General features: G+C 35.5%; 18 protein-coding genes. 14 read left to right on the forward strand and 4 right to left on the reverse strand.

Features of this window, described 5'->3' with window-relative positions; genetic code table 11:
• Positions 1-21 precede the first annotated feature (21 nt).
• The 14 genes from PSA_RS12610 to PSA_RS12675 all read left to right on the forward strand — a co-directional run bounded on the left by PSA_RS12610 (position 22) and on the right by PSA_RS12675 (position 13,194).
• Positions 22-207, forward strand: a complete 186-nt coding sequence (locus PSA_RS12610; protein ID WP_042144043.1) for a cbb3-type cytochrome c oxidase subunit 3 — start codon at positions 22-24, stop codon at positions 205-207.
• Positions 204-1,169 carry a cytochrome-c oxidase, cbb3-type subunit III gene (ccoP, locus tag PSA_RS12615; RefSeq protein WP_042144041.1) on the forward strand — a complete coding sequence of 322 codons (966 nt, stop codon included), beginning with the start codon at positions 204-206 and terminating at the stop codon, positions 1,167-1,169. Before PSA_RS12610 ends, ccoP begins: the two co-directional genes overlap by 4 nt.
• A gap of 120 nt (positions 1,170-1,289) precedes the next feature.
• Positions 1,290-1,790, forward strand: a complete 501-nt coding sequence (locus tag PSA_RS12620) for a FixH family protein (RefSeq protein WP_042144039.1) — start codon at positions 1,290-1,292, stop codon at positions 1,788-1,790.
• 7 nt (positions 1,791-1,797) lie between these two features.
• On the forward strand, positions 1,798-4,200 hold the full coding sequence (locus tag PSA_RS12625; RefSeq protein WP_042144037.1) for a heavy metal translocating P-type ATPase: 2,403 nt from the start codon (positions 1,798-1,800) through the stop codon (positions 4,198-4,200).
• A 16-nt stretch (positions 4,201-4,216) separates the two neighbouring features.
• Positions 4,217-4,411 carry a cbb3-type cytochrome oxidase assembly protein CcoS gene (gene ccoS, locus PSA_RS12630; RefSeq protein WP_042144034.1) on the forward strand — a complete coding sequence of 65 codons (195 nt, stop codon included), beginning with the start codon at positions 4,217-4,219 and terminating at the stop codon, positions 4,409-4,411.
• Positions 4,408-5,082 (forward strand): sulfite exporter TauE/SafE family protein, encoded by a 675-nt coding sequence (locus PSA_RS12635; RefSeq protein WP_042144032.1) that lies wholly within the window; start codon positions 4,408-4,410, stop codon positions 5,080-5,082. The genes ccoS and PSA_RS12635 overlap by 4 nt, the downstream gene beginning before the upstream one ends.
• A 34-nt stretch (positions 5,083-5,116) precedes the next feature.
• Complete coding sequence (gene fnr, locus PSA_RS12640; protein ID WP_042144030.1) at positions 5,117-5,860, forward strand: fumarate/nitrate reduction transcriptional regulator Fnr; 744 nt, start codon at positions 5,117-5,119, stop codon at positions 5,858-5,860.
• A gap of 103 nt (positions 5,861-5,963) precedes the next feature.
• The gene (gene uspE, locus PSA_RS12645) at positions 5,964-6,890 is read left to right on the forward strand and encodes a universal stress protein UspE (protein WP_042144028.1); all 927 of its coding nucleotides are present in this window, start codon (positions 5,964-5,966) and stop codon (positions 6,888-6,890) included.
• A 167-nt stretch (positions 6,891-7,057) separates the two neighbouring features.
• Positions 7,058-7,990, forward strand: coding sequence for a tRNA 2-thiocytidine(32) synthetase TtcA (gene ttcA, locus PSA_RS12650; RefSeq protein ID WP_042144026.1), 933 nt, complete (start codon positions 7,058-7,060; stop codon positions 7,988-7,990).
• A gap of 122 nt (positions 7,991-8,112) precedes the next feature.
• Positions 8,113-9,225, forward strand: a complete 1,113-nt coding sequence (gene mnmA / locus PSA_RS12655; protein ID WP_269432795.1) for a tRNA 2-thiouridine(34) synthase MnmA — start codon at positions 8,113-8,115, stop codon at positions 9,223-9,225.
• A gap of 13 nt (positions 9,226-9,238) precedes the next feature.
• A complete protein-coding gene (gene hflD, locus PSA_RS12660) occupies positions 9,239-9,838 on the forward strand; it encodes a high frequency lysogenization protein HflD (RefSeq protein ID WP_042144021.1) in 600 nt (199 codons plus the stop codon).
• Positions 9,839-9,896: 58 nt separating this feature from the next.
• Positions 9,897-11,264 carry an adenylosuccinate lyase gene (purB, locus tag PSA_RS12665; protein ID WP_042144020.1) on the forward strand — a complete coding sequence of 456 codons (1,368 nt, stop codon included), beginning with the start codon at positions 9,897-9,899 and terminating at the stop codon, positions 11,262-11,264.
• Positions 11,265-11,479: 215 nt separating this feature from the next.
• Complete coding sequence (locus tag PSA_RS12670) at positions 11,480-12,628, forward strand: cupin domain-containing protein (RefSeq protein ID WP_042144018.1); 1,149 nt, start codon at positions 11,480-11,482, stop codon at positions 12,626-12,628.
• 107 nt (positions 12,629-12,735) lie between these two features.
• Positions 12,736-13,194 carry a GNAT family N-acetyltransferase gene (locus PSA_RS12675; protein WP_042144016.1) on the forward strand — a complete coding sequence of 153 codons (459 nt, stop codon included), beginning with the start codon at positions 12,736-12,738 and terminating at the stop codon, positions 13,192-13,194.
• A 102-nt stretch (positions 13,195-13,296) separates the two neighbouring features.
• On the opposite strand, the gene PSA_RS12680 is transcribed toward PSA_RS12675, so the two are convergent.
• The 4 genes from PSA_RS12680 to PSA_RS12695 all read right to left on the reverse strand — a co-directional run bounded on the left by PSA_RS12680 (position 13,297) and on the right by PSA_RS12695 (position 17,057).
• Positions 13,297-13,737: a DUF4826 family protein gene (locus PSA_RS12680; protein WP_042144014.1), complete on the reverse strand. Its 441-nt coding sequence runs from the start codon at positions 13,735-13,737 to the stop codon at positions 13,297-13,299.
• Positions 13,738-13,910: 173 nt separating this feature from the next.
• Complete coding sequence (locus PSA_RS12685) at positions 13,911-15,143, reverse strand: lipoprotein-releasing ABC transporter permease subunit (protein ID WP_042144011.1); 1,233 nt, start codon at positions 15,141-15,143, stop codon at positions 13,911-13,913.
• Positions 15,140-15,832: a lipoprotein-releasing ABC transporter ATP-binding protein LolD gene (lolD, locus tag PSA_RS12690; protein ID WP_042144009.1), complete on the reverse strand. Its 693-nt coding sequence runs from the start codon at positions 15,830-15,832 to the stop codon at positions 15,140-15,142. Before lolD ends, PSA_RS12685 begins: the two co-directional genes overlap by 4 nt.
• The gene (locus PSA_RS12695) at positions 15,825-17,057 is read right to left on the reverse strand and encodes a lipoprotein-releasing ABC transporter permease subunit (protein WP_042144007.1); all 1,233 of its coding nucleotides are present in this window, start codon (positions 17,055-17,057) and stop codon (positions 15,825-15,827) included. Before PSA_RS12695 ends, lolD begins: the two co-directional genes overlap by 8 nt.
• Positions 17,058-17,061: the final 4 nt, after the last annotated feature.

A 17,061-nucleotide genomic window follows, 5' to 3' on the forward strand; every position in this document is an offset into this window, starting at 1 on the left:
TTTTTTATAGGTTAAAGAATTATGGATTACGGAACATTCAGAGGCATATTTACTCTGGTTTTAATGGTACTTTTTATTGTTATCGTTTGGTGGGCATTTAGCAAGCGTACTAAGTCAAAGTTTGACGAAGCTGCTAATGCGATTTTCGAAGACGAAAAAAAGCACGAAACGACAATCAACGATAAAGAAAAGGAGTCTGAGAAATGACTAGCTTTTGGAGCATTTGGGTCGTCGTTTTAACACTAGCATGTTTAGCTATTGTTTTTGGCTTATTAGTTTGGAACTTAACGAACTATGCTGGGGTTGAAGAAGGCGAAAGTTGTGGCCATGAATTTGATGGCATTGAAGAATTAAATAATCCACTCCCTAAGTGGTGGACTTATATGTTCTTCGCAACATTTATATGGGCTGTTTATTATCTAGCTGCTTACCCAGGTTTAGGTAACTGGGAAGGTTTAGGTAATTGGACAAGTTCAAATCAGGGTATTAAATCTCTTGCAGAATCAAAGCAAGCGGTAATTGATGCCAAAGCAGCAGGTAAAACGGTTCAACTTGATGTTGAAATGCGTAAAGCAGAAGAAAAGTTTGGTCCTTTATTCGAATCTTTCGCTAAACGTGACATCAAAGATCTTGCAACTGATGAACAAGCGTTAGAAATCGGTCAGCGTTTATTTTCGCAAAACTGTGCTCAATGTCATGGTTCAGATGCACGTGGTTACCAAGGTTTTCCAGATCTTACTGATAACGATTGGTTATATGGTGGTTCTCCTGCACAAATAAAAGAGACTTTAATGAACGGGCGTATCGCTCAAATGCCACCTTGGGGTGATGCACTTGGCGAACAAGGCGTAAAAGAAATGACAGCATTTGTTTTAAGCTTATCTGGTCGTAAAGTTAATCAAAAAGACGCTAAAGCAGGCGAAGCTAAGTTTGCTATGTGTTCTGCTTGTCACGGTGCAGATGGTAAAGGGTCACTCGCTCATAATTTACCATTTGGCGCACCAAATTTAACAGATAAAGTTTGGTTATATGGTGGCTCACAACGCGCTGTAGAAGAAACTTTAGTTAAAGGTCGTGCCGGTGTAATGCCTGCTTGGAAAGATATATTAGGTGAAGATAAAGTACATATCATCAGTGCTTATGTTTACAGTTTATCTAATTCTAAGTAAACATTTTTAAATGGATGAAAGCCTCCTTTTGGAGGCTTTTTTTATGCCTAAAATCTATGCTTTTGTCGTAAATTCAAGTAAAATACGACCTAAATTTATTTGATTAAGACGCTTCAGAAAATGACAAAAACTCTTCCCTGGTATAAGCAATTCTGGCCTTGGTTTTTACTATTTATTCCATTAGCAACTGTTGTTGCATGTACTATTTTTGCATATATCGCATTTTCAAATACACCGGATATGGTAGTTGATGATTACTACAAAAAAGGTAAAGCAATCAATTTAGATTTAGCCAAATTTGATAAAGCAAAAGCACTTTACTTACATGGCGATTTAAAAATAAATAATGATACTGTGTCGTTTAAATTCACTAAAGGTGAAAATAATAATGTGCCTTCTTTAAAAGTCTCTTTTTACCATACAACGATTAAAGCGCACGATTTTACAGTCATGCTAACTAAAAATGGTAATGGTGAATTTACCGCTTTAACGGATAAAATTATTGATGGTCGTTTTAATATATTTATCGAACCATTTGACAGTGTTTGGAAACTAAAAGAAACCATTAAGTTACCTTACGAGCAAGCGTTTAAAATCTCACCACAATATAATAAAAAATAAGTAATCTATGACACACCCCAAAGAACATGCCTTTTCTTCACAATCTGAATGTTTTCATTGTCTTGAAAGTATCCCTTTGGGGTTTATTCAAACTGTAGAATACGATAATCAAGCGCAACCTGTTTGCTGTATCGGTTGCCAAGCTGTTGCTGAATCTATCATTTCTTCTGGTATGACTGATTATTATAAATTTAGGACCACTGCTGCTGGAAAAGTACAAGAACTGATCCCTGAGCAATTATTAATGTTCAAAAGTTATGATGATGACGATATTCAAGAAGATTTCATACATCATTCGGGCGAGTTATCAGAAGTTTTACTCAGCGTTGAAGGCATTAGCTGTGCCGCCTGTGCTTGGTTAATCGAAAAAAAATTATTATCTTTAGGTCATATCACGCGAGTCGATGTAAATACATCGACACACCGTGCAATGATCTTGTGGGATAAATCACAACTTAAATTAAGTACTATTATTGAAGGTTTGGCGCGTATTGGATATAAAGTATACCCTTTTCAGCCAGATGTAGAAGAAGCTCAAAAACAACAAGTTGCCAAGTCATATGTACGCCGACTTGGTGTTGCAGGTATTATGACAATGCAAGTTATGATGTTTGCCTTTGCTTTATATTTTGATATTTTTTCCGATATGGAAGATGACTTTGAGCAATATTTTAGATGGATCAGCTTCGTTTTAGCCTCTCCAGTAATTCTTTATTCTGCCCTACCCTTTTTAACCAGTGCCATGCGCGCACTAAAAGTAAAACAACTCAATATGGACTTGCCTGTTTCCTTAGCTATTTTTGGGGCATATATTGCAAGCACTTGGGCAACAGTTTTTAATACTGGTGAAGTCTACTTTGAATCAATTTGTATGTTCACTTTCCTTTTATTATTAGGCAAGTATTTAGAGTTTAGAGCACGTTTAAAAGCCAGTGAATTCACTTCTAACTTACAAAAGCTATTACCACTAACAGCACGTATTGTAGATAATTTTAAAGAACAAATAATCGCAGCAAAAAAGCTAAAACTTAAAGATATCATTTTAGTTAAACCTGGTGAAATCATTCCAGCTGATGGTGTAGTGATTGAGGGTGAGACCACAGTTGATGAATCGATGATGACAGGCGAGCATCAGGCTGTTACTAAAGAAATCAATACTCAGGTTTATGCTGGTACAACTAACCATGATGGTTTAGTTAAAATCAGTGTCAACCAACTTGGCACGCATACCCTAATAAATCAAATTGTTAGCCTACAAAATAAAGCCCTTACCAATCGCCCTAAACTTGCTGAAATTACCGACAAAGTTGCTCAGTGGTTTGTCGCCGTTTTATTAGTTGTTGCAGGCTTTACTGCCACATATTGGTATGGCATAGACCCACAGCACGCATTTTGGATCACAATATCAGTGTTAGTGGCAACTTGTCCCTGCGCATTAAGTCTTGCTATCCCTACTGCATTGACGTGCAGTGTGGCAAACTTAACCAAAAAAGGCTTATTAATAAAGAAAGCACATGTACTCGAAACCCTCACAAAAATAGATTCTTTTGCATTTGATAAAACAGGCACGTTAACTGAGGGATGTTTTACAATCAAAAAGTCCCATTATTTAGATAATCGTTACGATAAAAATACAATTTTAGCTTTAGCTTCAGGTTTAGAATTTCATTCACAACACCCTATTGCTAAGGCTTTTAATTTTGATACTTCGTCTTTAGAACCTTTGACTGATGTTACTATTGAGACCGGTTTTGGTATTAAAGGATTATATCAAGGTCAAGATATCGCCATAGGTAAAAATGGCTGGTTTAACGCTCTAGAGCTCCCGGTCCAAGTTGTGCTTTATATTAACGAAAAACCTATCGCTGCATTTGAACTTGAAGACAAAATACGTGATCGTGCACAACAGTTAATATCTTTTCTTAAAGATAAAAACTTAAATACTCACTTATTAACAGGCGACCCTTCACAGGCAGGGCCTGACCTTGCAAAAATATTATCTTTAGATGAAGTACAAACGGGCTGTAGCCCCGCTCAAAAACAAAACTACGTTGCTAATATCATTAAACAAAATCATGTTGTTGCTATGGTAGGTGATGGCGTTAATGACAGTCCAGTATTTAATACTGCACATTTGTCGATTGCTATGGAATCTGGTGCCGATATTTCTAAAAACACAGCCGATGTTGTGCTATTAAATAGTGATCTAAGCTCCATTGAACATTTAATTAAAATCAGTCATAAGACACGTCGTATTGTAAAGCAAAACTTAGCCCTTTCACTTGCATATAATGGATCAATTTTACCTTTAGCTGCAATGGGCATGGTTCAACCTTGGATGGCTGTTATTGGCATGTCAGCCAGTTCTATAATCGTGATAACAAATTCATTAAGACTATTAAAACCATAACAAAGGTATTGAAATAATGAGTATTATTTATGTATTAATTCCGATAGCAATTATATTTGTGATCATTGCCATCGCAGTTTTTTTCTGGGCAGTTAAAAGCGAACAATTTTCTGACTTAGACAAACAAGCCCACAGTATCTTATTTGACGAAAGTGAAAATAAAAATAAGTCGAACAAAAGTAAAGATCATAAGAATAATAACCCATTATGACAGAGTCTTTATTTCTAACCGCTTTTTTTATGGGTCTAGCTGGCAGTGGGCACTGTATTGCTATGTGTGGTGGTATTGCATCATCTTTACAATTTGCGATTGAAGACAAAAACAAAGCACAACAATATGCCCTACTTTATACTTTAGGCCGATTATTAAGCTATAGTCTTTGCGGCGCTTTAGTAGGTGGCATTAGTTCTGTTTTTGCTAAACAATCAAACAATTTTTCTTTATTTTTATCTTTTATAAGTGGTATTTTTATGGTGCTTGTAGGCCTATATATCATGCGTTTGACAGCAAGCTTAAATTGGTTAGAAAAATTTGGGAAATTAGCAATATGGCAGCATATTGTTAAATTGAATAAGTACTTATTACCACTCAATACAAAGAAAAAAGCATTGGCATATGGTGCGCTTTGGGGCTGGTTACCTTGTGGATTAGTTTATTCTGCATTAACTTGGGCTATCACAACACAAAGTGCGAGTTCAGGCGCACTATTTATGGCTAGTTTTGCTTTAGGCACCTTACCTGCCATGATAGGGTTAAGTTTTGCAGCACAAACTATCAATAACTGGCTCAATAACAGCATAATCCGTATTGTTCTAGGTAATATTTTAGTATTTTACGGTTTATACCTTTTAGCTATTGCAGCCCAAAACGCACTGCATTAATCTATACTCGTAGTTTAAAATAGACGGAATTTCAATGGGTCTGAAAAATAAAATACCGACAAGTTCAAATTGCCAAATTAGCTGTAATAGTTGTAGCATCAGTCAGTTATGCTTACCTGTAACACTTAATGAAAGCGAAATGGGTAAACTTGATGATATCATCGAACGTAAAAAACCATTTCATAAAGGTGATTTACTATTTGAAGCCGGCAAAAAATTAAATTCTATTTTTGCGGTCCGCTCAGGTTCGTTTAAATCTTATACCATCTCTGAACAAGGTGATGAGCAAATCACTGACTTTCATCTAGCAGGTGATATTATTGGTTTTGATGGTATATTTAAAATGGAACATCAAAGTTATTCACAAGCTATGGAGACAGCTATGGTGTGTGAAATCCCTTTCACTACTTTAGATGAGTTATCTGGAAAATTACCAAAATTACGCCAACAAATAATGCGCATGATGAGTAGTGAAATCAACTACGATCAAGAGATGTTATTACTTTTAAACAAAAAAACAGCAAAAGAAAGATTAGCTGCTTTTATTTGTAATTTATCTCAACGATTTGGTGAACGTGGTTTTTCTAAAAAAGAATTTAGATTAACTATGACACGTGGAGAAATTGGAAACTACCTTGGTTTAACAGTGGAAACCATTAGTCGACTATTGAGCCGCTTCCAAAAGTCAGATGTAATAAAAGTTGAAGGTAAATTCATTACCATTATTGATCTTGAGCAATTGAATACAATTGCAGGTACCAAATCTAAAAGCGAATAATTTCGTCTTTGTATATTGATCTTAGAGAATTTTTTTCATTTAAACCTGTTAAATCTGCTAACTTAACTTACACTAAAAGTAAGCAAATTTGAGAGGTTAAATGATGAATACAATAAAAAAAATACTTGCAGTAATTGATCCAAGTAAATCAGAACAAGCCGCTTTAAAACGTTCATTTGAATTAGCACAAAAATCTGGTGCTAAAATCACCGCATTTTTAACCATATATGATTTTTCCTATGAAATGACGACGATGCTATCTCTTGATGAAAGAGAGGCTATGCGTAGTGCTGTTATAAATGACAGAATTTCATGGATTAATTCATTAATAGAGCAATACAAAGAAACTTTAGATATTGACTGCAAGGTTATCTGGCATAATCGCCCTTTCGAATCAATTATACAAACCGTACTTAATGAAAACTACGATATTGTTTTAAAAGGTACCCACGAACATGCAACTTTAAAATCAGTGATATTTACGCCAACTGACTGGCATTTAATTAGAAAATCTCCTTGCCCTGTATTATTAATAAAAGAGCACTCATGGCCTGCAAAAGGCAATATTATCGCAGCTGTAAATGTTTCTGCTGATGATGAACAACATCTTGCTCTTAATCAAAGAATAATGAATGATGCAAAATTCATTTCAAACCTCATCGATGGCAATTTACATATTGTAAATTCCTTCCCTGGCACACCAGTTAATATTGCTATTGAAATTCCTGAATTTGATCCCACTCAATTTAATGAAACTGTTAAAGAGCATCATACACAGGCATGCCACGAACTTGCACAACAGCATGATATTCCCCAAAACCAATGTCATATTAAAGAAGGCTTGCCAGAAGATATCATACCCATTATTGCTAATGAATTGGATGCTGAGTTAATCGTTATGGGCACAATTGGCAGAACGGGGCTTAGTGCAGCTTTAATTGGTAATACAGCTGAACATGTGATTGATAGCTTAAATTGTGATGTACTTGCTTTAAAACCTGATGGTTATATTAGCCCATTGGCTAAATAACCTTATGTGGCTATCAATCTAAGATAGCCACCCATATTTTTTGAAAAACAACAAACACTCTCTCACCAATTTCACTAAAAAATATTTTTACTCGCTAACTTTTAATTTTGCTTTATAATACTGCGCTAATTTTAGCTCAGCTTTCTATTATCATTATAGGGTCCTTAATGTCATCACCTGCTTCACATTCTGCTCAAACCAAGGCTAAACACACTTTAAATAAATTAGAAAAACGCCTAAGACGTAGCACGGGGCAGGCTATTAATGATTTTAATATGATAGAAGATGGTGATCGCATCATGGTATGTTTATCTGGTGGTAAGGATAGCTATGCGATGCTAGGTATCTTAATGCAATTAAAACGTGTTGCTCCTATCAAATTTGAATTAGTCGCGGTTAACTTAGATCAAAAGCAGCCGGGGTTTCCCGAACATATCTTACCTGAATATCTAGAAACGTTAGATATTGAATACAAAATTGTTGAAGAAAATACCTATAAAATTGTGACCGATATAATTGAAGAAGGTAAAACAACTTGTTCATTATGTTCTCGCTTAAGACGCGGTATTTTGTATCGTACAGCTAAAGAGCTAAAAGCTACCAAAATAGCCTTAGGCCACCATAGAGATGACATGATAGAAACCATGTTTTTAAATATGTTTTATGGCGGAAAATTAAAAGGTATGCCAGCAAAGCTTGCCAGTGATAATGGTGAGCATATGGTTATTCGCCCGCTCGCATACTGTAAAGAAGAAGAAATAGCACAATACGCCCAACTAAAAGAATTCCCTATCATTCCTTGTAACTTATGTGGTTCACAAGAGAATCTTCAAAGACAGAACATAAAAGCCATGATAGCACAATGGGAAGTTGAACATCCTGGTCGTGTAGCGACTATGTTCACTGCAATGCAAAACGTTGTACCTTCTCACTTAGCAGATAATTCTATTTTTGATTTCAAAAACCTGCAAAAAACGGGTCTGCCAAATACAGATGGCGATGTCGCCCTAGACAAACCAGACATTCCCGCAATTCCTGTCGGTTTAAAGCAAGAACAAGATAGTAATAGCGTTGAAATTCAAGCAATTGAGTTAAACTAAGTCTATTTTATAAACTCAAAGGAATATTCAAAGTATTTGACTATATTCCTTGAGGTTTTCTAGTGCTATAATACGCGCCTTTAATATTTAGCATTTATTTAATTACTATGAGCGATAATCATTTGAGCGATTCTTCATCTTCTAATAAAAACACTAAAGTCATCGTTGGCATGTCTGGTGGTGTCGATTCTTCTGTTTCAGCATATTTATTAATGCAACAAGGCTATCAGGTTGAAGGCTTGTTTATGAAAAATTGGGAAGAAGATGATACAGATGAATATTGTGCTGCATCAGAAGATTTAAAAGATGCACAAGCAGTGTGTGATAAGTTAGGTATTGAATTACATACAGTTAACTTTGCCGCTGAATACTGGGATAACGTATTTGAGTACTTTTTAGCTGAATATAAAGCAGGACGTACTCCAAACCCAGATATCATGTGTAATAAAGAAATCAAATTCAAAGCATTTTTACAATTTGCTGCGCAAGCTTTAAAAGCAGATTACATTGCGACAGGTCATTATGTAAGACGCACAGAAAATAACGGAAAATTTCAGTTATTACGTGGCCTTGATGATAATAAAGATCAAAGCTACTTCTTATATGCTTTAAGTCATGAACATATCGCACAAACATTGTTCCCTGTTGGTGAATTAGAAAAACCTGAAGTACGTCGTATCGCAGAAGAGCAAAACTTAATTACCCATAATAAAAAAGACAGTACGGGTATCTGTTTTATCGGTGAACGTAAGTTTAAAGACTTCCTACAAAAATACTTACCTGCACAACCTGGTAAAATTGAAGATACCGATGGTAATCAAGTTGGCGATCATGAAGGTTTGATGTATCACACTTTAGGTCAGCGTAAAGGCTTAATGATAGGTGGTATGAAAGAAGGCTCAGGTGAACCTTGGTATGTTGTTGATAAAGACATGGACCAAAATGTATTAGTTGTTGGTCAAGGCAAAAATCACCCTCGCCTATTTTCAAATGGTTTAATGGCTAATCAGCTAGACTGGCTAGATAGAACAGGTCCTAAAGGTACTAAACGTTGTACAGTTAAAACACGCTATCGTCAAACAGACTTACCTTGTACTTTACTTGTAAGTGAAGATGGTTATGCCCGCGTATTATTTGATGAACCACAATCGTCTGTTACACCAGGGCAATCTGCCGTGTTTTATGATGGCGAAGTGTGTTTAGGCGGCGGTATTATCGATTCAGTGATTAAATAAGGTCATACCTAGCATGCAATATCAAGTTATGGCACTTGCTGCCATGTGCCAAGCGGCACACATGGTACAAAAGGTAGCACAAGGAAAATCTGTTAATACTTATGACCTTGAAATGATGCTGTCATCTCTAGTTGTCACTGATCCAAACAGCCCAGAAGAAATTTATCGCAGTCAAGCCGATTTAAAAACAGGGTATCAACTCGTTGTACAGCAACTTGATTCTGGCCCAAAAAAAAGTGTTGAACTAGTAAAATATGTTGGTGGATTAATCCAATTAGAACGTGCTTTAAATAGCAAACCACAACAATTAAACTTATTAGGCACAAAAATAGAAGATATTAAGCGTCGCTTATCTCATTTTGAAATTACACATGAGTCTGTTGTAGCCTGCCTAGCTGATATATACGCTGATGTCGTCAGTCCACTTGGACAGCGTATTCAAGTGTTTGGTGAACCAAGTTTATTGCAGCAGAAACAAACCCAAAACAAAATCCGTGCATTATTGCTAGTTGGCATTCGTGCTGCTGTTTTATGGCGACAAATGGGCGGTAAACGTCGTCAATTTATTCTCTCAAAGGGTAAATTGGTACGTACAGCAAAATCTATGATTTAAATTATCTTATGCCTAACGATAGGCATAAGACTCTTCGTATATTTAATTAGGAGTTATAATGGAACTTTCAGCATTAACCGCGATCTCACCTGTTGATGGGCGTTACGGTAGTAAAACTAAAGAGCTACGTAGCATTTTCAGTGAGTTCGGTTTAATAAAATACCGTGTAACGGTAGAAGTTCGCTGGCTACAAGCGCTATCACGCGCTGAAGCAATTGCTGAAGTACCTAGTTTTAGTGATGAAGCAAATGCATTATTAGATGCGATTGTTACTAATTTTAGCGAAGCAGATGCACAACGTGTTAAAGACATCGAAAGCACAACTAATCACGATGTTAAAGCTGTAGAATACCTATTAAAAGAAAAAGTAGCTGATAACGCTGAATTACACGCTGTAAATGAATTTATTCACTTTGCATGTACTTCAGAAGATATCAATAACCTATCTCATGCTTTAATGCTAACTGAAGCTCGTGATGAAGTATTACTTCCTTACTGTGATAAATTACTTTCGGGCCTTAAAGATTTAGCTGTTGAATACAAAAGTATTCCAATGATGGCGCGTACACACGGTCAGCCTGCTTCACCTTCAACTATGGGTAAAGAAATGGCGAATGTTTACATGCGCCTTAAACGTCAACGAGATCAAATTTCTCAAGTTGAAATGTTAGGTAAAGTAAATGGTGCTGTTGGTAACTACAATGCTCATTTAAGTGCTTACCCTGAACATGATTGGCATCAACACGCACAAGAATTTGTGACTAGCCTAGGTATTACTTTAAACCCTTACACAACTCAAATCGAACCGCATGATTACATTGCTGAGTTATTTGATGCGATCGCACGTTTCAATACTATCTTATTAGATTTTGACCGTGACGTATGGGGCTACATTGCATTAGGTCACTTTAAGCAAAAAACCATTGCTGGTGAAATTGGTTCTTCAACTATGCCACATAAAGTTAATCCAATTGACTTTGAAAATTCAGAAGGTAACTTAGGCCTAGCAAATGCTATTTTTGCTCACCTAGCACAAAAATTACCTTTATCTCGCTGGCAGCGTGATTTAACAGATTCAACTGTTTTACGCAATTTAGGTGTAGGTATGGGTTATGCTGTAATTGCATACCAATCAACACTAAAAGGTATGACTAAACTACAAGTAAATGAAGCCAAATTACTTGAAGAATTAGATCAAAACTGGGAATTACTTGCAGAACCAATTCAAACAGTTATGCGTAAATATGGTATCGAAAAGCCATATGAAAAACTTAAAGATTTAACTCGTGGTAAACGTGTAAATCAAGAAATCATGGCTGATTTCATCGACGGTTTAGAACTTCCTGAATCAGCTAAAACTGAAATGAAGCTTATGACTCCAGCCAACTACATTGGCCGCGCAATTGCTTTTGTTGATGAGCTATAAAGCCGCTTTGCGGATTTATTAAAACCATTAGCTAGAAATGGAATTAAAAGCGAATATGATAATACATATTCGCTTTTTTGTTACAAGAACACTAAATAAACTTATTGCACCTCTGCATGTGATTTTAATAACTAATATTTAACTATTAATATCAACTTGAAGAATACATTCAACTTTGCCACCCAGTGGCCTTAATAGAAATGCGGAGCAGATCTATGTATCAATTAAATATCAATAATTTAAGCCACAGCGAGTTTTTAGAAAAATATTGGCAAAAAAAACCGTTATTAATCAAAGCTGGTTTTGAAAATTTCCAAGATCCTATCTCAGTTGAAGAGCTTGCTGGTTTAGCTATGGAAGAGAATATAGAATCTCGCATCATTACCAACCAAGATGATAAATGGGATGCACATCATGGCCCATTTGAGGACTTCTCACTTTTAAAACCGACTCATTCTACTTTATTAGTTCAAGCAGTAGATCATTGGCATCCTGAAGCAGCGGAAATACTAGAAGCATTTCGTTTTATTCCAAATTGGCGCATAGATGATCTGATGATCAGCTTTTCTAGTCCTAAAGGTGGCGTAGGACCACACCTAGATCAATATGATGTGTTTATTATACAAGGTGAAGGTAAAAGGCACTGGCGTGTTGGAATGCCACAGCCAAAATTAAAAGAAGTGATCCCATGTAATAGCTTGCTTCAAATTGAAAACTTTGAAGCCTGTATCGATGTTGTATTAGAACCAGGTGATATATTATATATCCCACCAGGCTGTCCTCATGAAGGTTATGCTGTTGAAAATGCAATTAACTACTCTGTTGGTTTTAGAGCCCCTAATCAAACAGATATGCTATCTTCATTTGCTGATCATCTAATAGATAATGAACTAGGTAAAACACGTTACAGTGATCCTCAGCTACAATTAAGAGATTCTATAGGTGAAATTCAAGAAGATGAAGTTTCTAATATTCAAAACCTATTATTAGATGTCATCAAAGATAGAGAAGCCTTAAAAGCCTGGTTAGGTCGCACTATGTCAGAAGCGAAACATGAACTTGATGTCGCACCAATTGAAGGTAAGTATACTTGCGATGATATTATTGATTTGATCAACCAAGAAGATATTAACTTTGTTCGTATCGGTGGATTAAGAGCATTATATCAAGTAAATAAGGATTCAATCATTTTTAGCTATCAAGGAGAAAATACAATTTTCCCATTTGAGATGCTTCAAAGTATTCAATTACTAACAGATTATAGCTTTGTAACATCCGACCAGTTAAAAAGTTCAATTAATTTTTCACTGTTTATCGAAACTTTGACTAAGATCATAAATGAGGGTTACTGGTACGTTGAATAAAGTTTAGACCTATACCCTAAATCAGAACTTAAAAGGCCGCAGAGTTTTTTCTGATAAATGCTATTGCGAACTGTGCTGAATTTAGGGTCAAAAAATGGGGTTTCAACATGTCATATGAGCTACAACAAGTAAATTGGTTAAAAAACAGGGAACGCTTAAAAGCCTTAAGGGAAAAGGTTTTTGTATGTGAATATCATATTCCCAAACATATAGAGTTTGACCAGCTAGACCGAACATCTCAGCACATTGTACTTTTAAATGAACAAAATATCATTATCGCTTCTGCCAGACTATCTGAAGATGGCCTAATGAGCAGAGTTGCCGTACTGCCAGAGTTTAGAACTGAAGATATCTATCAAAACTTATTTTCTTATTTAGTTTCAGTAGCAAAGGAGCAAGGTGCAACTGAAATGAGTTTTAATTGTATCCTACATGAAAAAGATAAATTTTTAAAAGCAGGCTTTTTTTCTAAAGGTCCCGTTTTTATGGAAGCAGGAATTGCAAGACAAAGATTATGCTGCCCAATAGAAAGCTTTACCACTTCGGAATTTAGTTTAGTTCATTAAATATGCTTCATCTAAAAACAAAAAAACGAATATACTTTAGTATATTCGTTTTTGTATATCTAAATTATTAAGATTGTAGCTAAAAATTTAGCAATTCAATCATTATTCATTGCCCCAGAGGTCATCTTTTTCATAAAACTCATAGATACCTTGTGCACGATTAACTAACAAGTTAGCAAAATCGACTTGTGTTTTATCTCTTGCACCCGCTTTCATAATTTGTTCAGCTTTCATTTGCCATTGAAATGAAAAATAGCGGACCGCTTCACGAGCAGTTGGTGCAGCACTTACTTCGATATGATCTGTTGGTAATTGACCAGATATAACCCAATATGTTTTACCGTTTTCTGATTTTATTTTCCAAACCGCAAAAAGCGGAGATAAATAGCGACTATCTTTTTCAATAATTGTTTTCGGCATGATACCTTTGCCAGCTAAATGCTTTTGTGCATTTTGAAAGGCTTCACGTTGCCATGCGATATTTTCTTCTTGCGTTAGCTCTCTACGTTGTTCTTGTTGTGGTTTTTGCTCTGTCTCTGACATGATTACTTCCTAAATATTATTCTTGTATATAAACCCTAAGGAATATTTAATTAGTGAGCTCAGCTCTTATTTTTCATTACTCTATGTTGTAATGAGTCACTACGCAAGTATATATGTTCAATTTATCATTGACCGTTTAAAATATCAGCACTTACAATTCATAATCTGACTCTTTATTGGCCGAGTACTTTTGCCGGATCAATCCGACTTGCCTGCCATGCAGGATAAGCAGTTGCTAATACAGTCATCACTAAAGTAATTGAAACAGTGATAGCAACATCAGTAAAATCCAATCTTGAGGGTAAAAATTCAACAAAATAAATGCCTGACAGTACATTTTTTCCTGTGAATTCACTATACCAATTAAAAATATCAGGTATATTCATTGCTAATAGCACACCAAGTAAGGTGCCAAAGAATATTCCACTCAAAGATTGCCCTAACCCTTGCAACATAAAGGTAGATATTATTGTGCTATCTTTTGCGCCCATGGTTTTTAATATGGCAATATCTGATTGTTTTTCTTTAACTTCCATTACTAAAGTGGAGACAATATTAAAACTTGCCACAGCAATAATAAGTAATACAACTAAGTAAACTATCGTGCGAACCATCTGAATATCTTGGTATAAATTACTGTGTTTTATAAACCAACTACTCACATATACGTAATCATCTAACTGATAACCTAATGTCATAGATAATGCCTGAGCCGCAAAAACATCATCAATTTTTAATCTTAAACCTTTCGTTTCATCTTTCTCAAAGCCTAGTATTTCTTGTGTTTTAGATAAGTTAACCAAAGCTGTCATGCGATCAATCGGTCCGCCCATTTTAATAATGCCAACTAACTCTAGTTTCATTTTTTTAGCTGCTTTTAATGAGTTAGCACCCGCATTAATTTGCGGGATCAATAAAGTAATTAAATCCCCTTTTTGTGCGCCGATCTCTTCTGCTATTTGATTACCTAAAACAACCTGATTGTTAGCCAATGCAGTTAAGTCAAAGTTTTTAATATAATCTTGAACACCAGAAACACCGACTTCTAATTTAGGATCAATGCCCCTGACTTCAACAGCTTTTAGTTTGCCTTTAAACTGTGCCATGCCATTAAGCGCGATAAAAGGCGCACCAGCTATCACAGAGGTATGATCCTCTATCCTTTGAATTTTGTTTTTCCACTTTTTTATTGGTGCATTAGGTGCCTCGTACTCAATATGGGGGACAACATTAAGTAATCGGTTAACCATATGATATTCAAAACCATTAATTACCGATAATGCAACTATCAAAACAGCTATGCCTAACCCTATGCCAATGCTTGAAGCTTTACCTATAAAACCAATAAAACCATTTTCATGTTTAGCATGTCTAAATCTTTTACTTAAAAATAAACTAAATTTCACAGCGAACTCTTTTTAAGCGTTAAAATACCATCATCTAAATAAGCCGTTTTACCTAATTTTGCTGCTAACTCTAAGTCATGAGTCACAACAACAAAACTTGTTTTGAGAGACTGATTTAACTCATTTATTAGATTGTAAATTTTAAGTGCATTTTGCTTATCTAAATTCCCTGTTGGCTCATCTGCTAAAATAAGCGCGGGTTCACCCACTAAAGCACGTGCAATTGCTACCCTTTGCCTTTCACCACCAGAAAGCTCAGATGGTTTATGCTCAATACGATGACTTAACCCAACTTTATCAAGCATATCTTTTGCTTTTTCTTTTGCTTGCTTTGGCTTCATTCCAGCAATCAACAATGGCATCGCAACATTTTCCAATGCATTAAATTCCATTAGCAAATGGTGAAATTGATAGATAAATCCTAAATTTTTATTTCTAAATTCGGCTTGTTGCTTACGACTCAATTTTGCAACATCTTGATCTAATATCTTACTAGTCCCATCGGTCGCTACATCTAATGTGCCCAATATATGCAATAAGGTACTTTTTCCAGAACCTGAACTACCAACAATCGCTAATAATTCGCCTTGTTCTAATTCTAAGTTAACGCCTTTTAATACTTGTGTTTTATTTTTACCATCTTGGTAAATTTTATTTATGTCCGTGCATTTTATTACTAAATTACTCATATCTTAAAACCTCTGCCGGACGAACACTCGCCGCCTTTATTGCTGGGTATAAAGTTGCCAAAAAACTCATAAATATACTGCCAAAAATAATATAACCTAACTGAGATACATCAAATAAGACTGGCAAGATTGCACCACCAAGTAAATTTAATCCCACTAAGTCTAATATTTGATTAATATTGGCAGCAAAAGCAATACCTAAACCACCGCCGAGTAAAGCACCAAATAAGCCGTTATATAAACCTTGAATAATAAATACCTGTTTTACACTATTTGGGGTTAAGCCTAATGTTTGTAATATCGCAACTTCAGATTGTTTTTCTGCCACCATCATGGTTAAAGCTGAAACAATATTAAATACGGCAACAAGAATAATTAAGCCTAATAATAATGACATAATACGTTTTTCCATCGCCACAGCCGAAAATAACCCCCCTTGCGTTTTACGCCAATCCGAAACTTCAAATTGATGAAAGGTATTTGAGTGCGTAAATAAAACATTATCAATTGTAAAAGGGTCTTTTAATTGCACTCGAATACTCGGCGCTTGCTTTTGTGATTTTGGAATTTTGAGCAGTCTTGATACCGATAAACCATGGCTGAATGCTAAACTTCTATCTATTTCAGAGCCTGTCGAATAAATAGCAACTAATGTGAGCAGCCTCTGACTCGGTATTCGGCCCATAGGTGTATAACTTGGTGCCTTAGGCACGATAACTCTAATTTTATCACCTATATTTAATCCCAATCTAATCGCTTGATAACGGCTCATCGCTATAGTATATTTTTGATTAAACAATGCCTGCCAGCTACCCTGCTCTATACTGTCTTGAACTTGTTGAAGTTGCGCCTTGGCATAAATACCTTGCCAGATAACCCCTTGAATATTTTTATTTGTTTGTAGAATTGCCTCAGCTTCAATGTATTGTGATACAACTGATACGCGTTCATCTTGTAATAGATTTTGTTTAATTTGATTAAAAGTAATCGATTTATCTTGTGATGGGTTTTCTTGAAACCTAAGTTCAATATGGGGTAATAAACCTAACATACTTTGTTTAAGTTTATTTTCAAATCCATTCATAACAGAAACAACGGTGATCAATGCCATTATTCCTAACGTAATGCCTGTAATAGAAAAAAACGAGATAAAGGAAATAAATGCATTGCCTTTCGCCGCACGGCTGTATCTAAGACCTATAAATAGGCTAACAGGTTGAAACATAATG

This window comes from Pseudoalteromonas sp. '520P1 No. 423', from assembly GCF_001269985.1.
GTDB lineage: Bacteria > Pseudomonadota > Gammaproteobacteria > Enterobacterales > Alteromonadaceae > Pseudoalteromonas.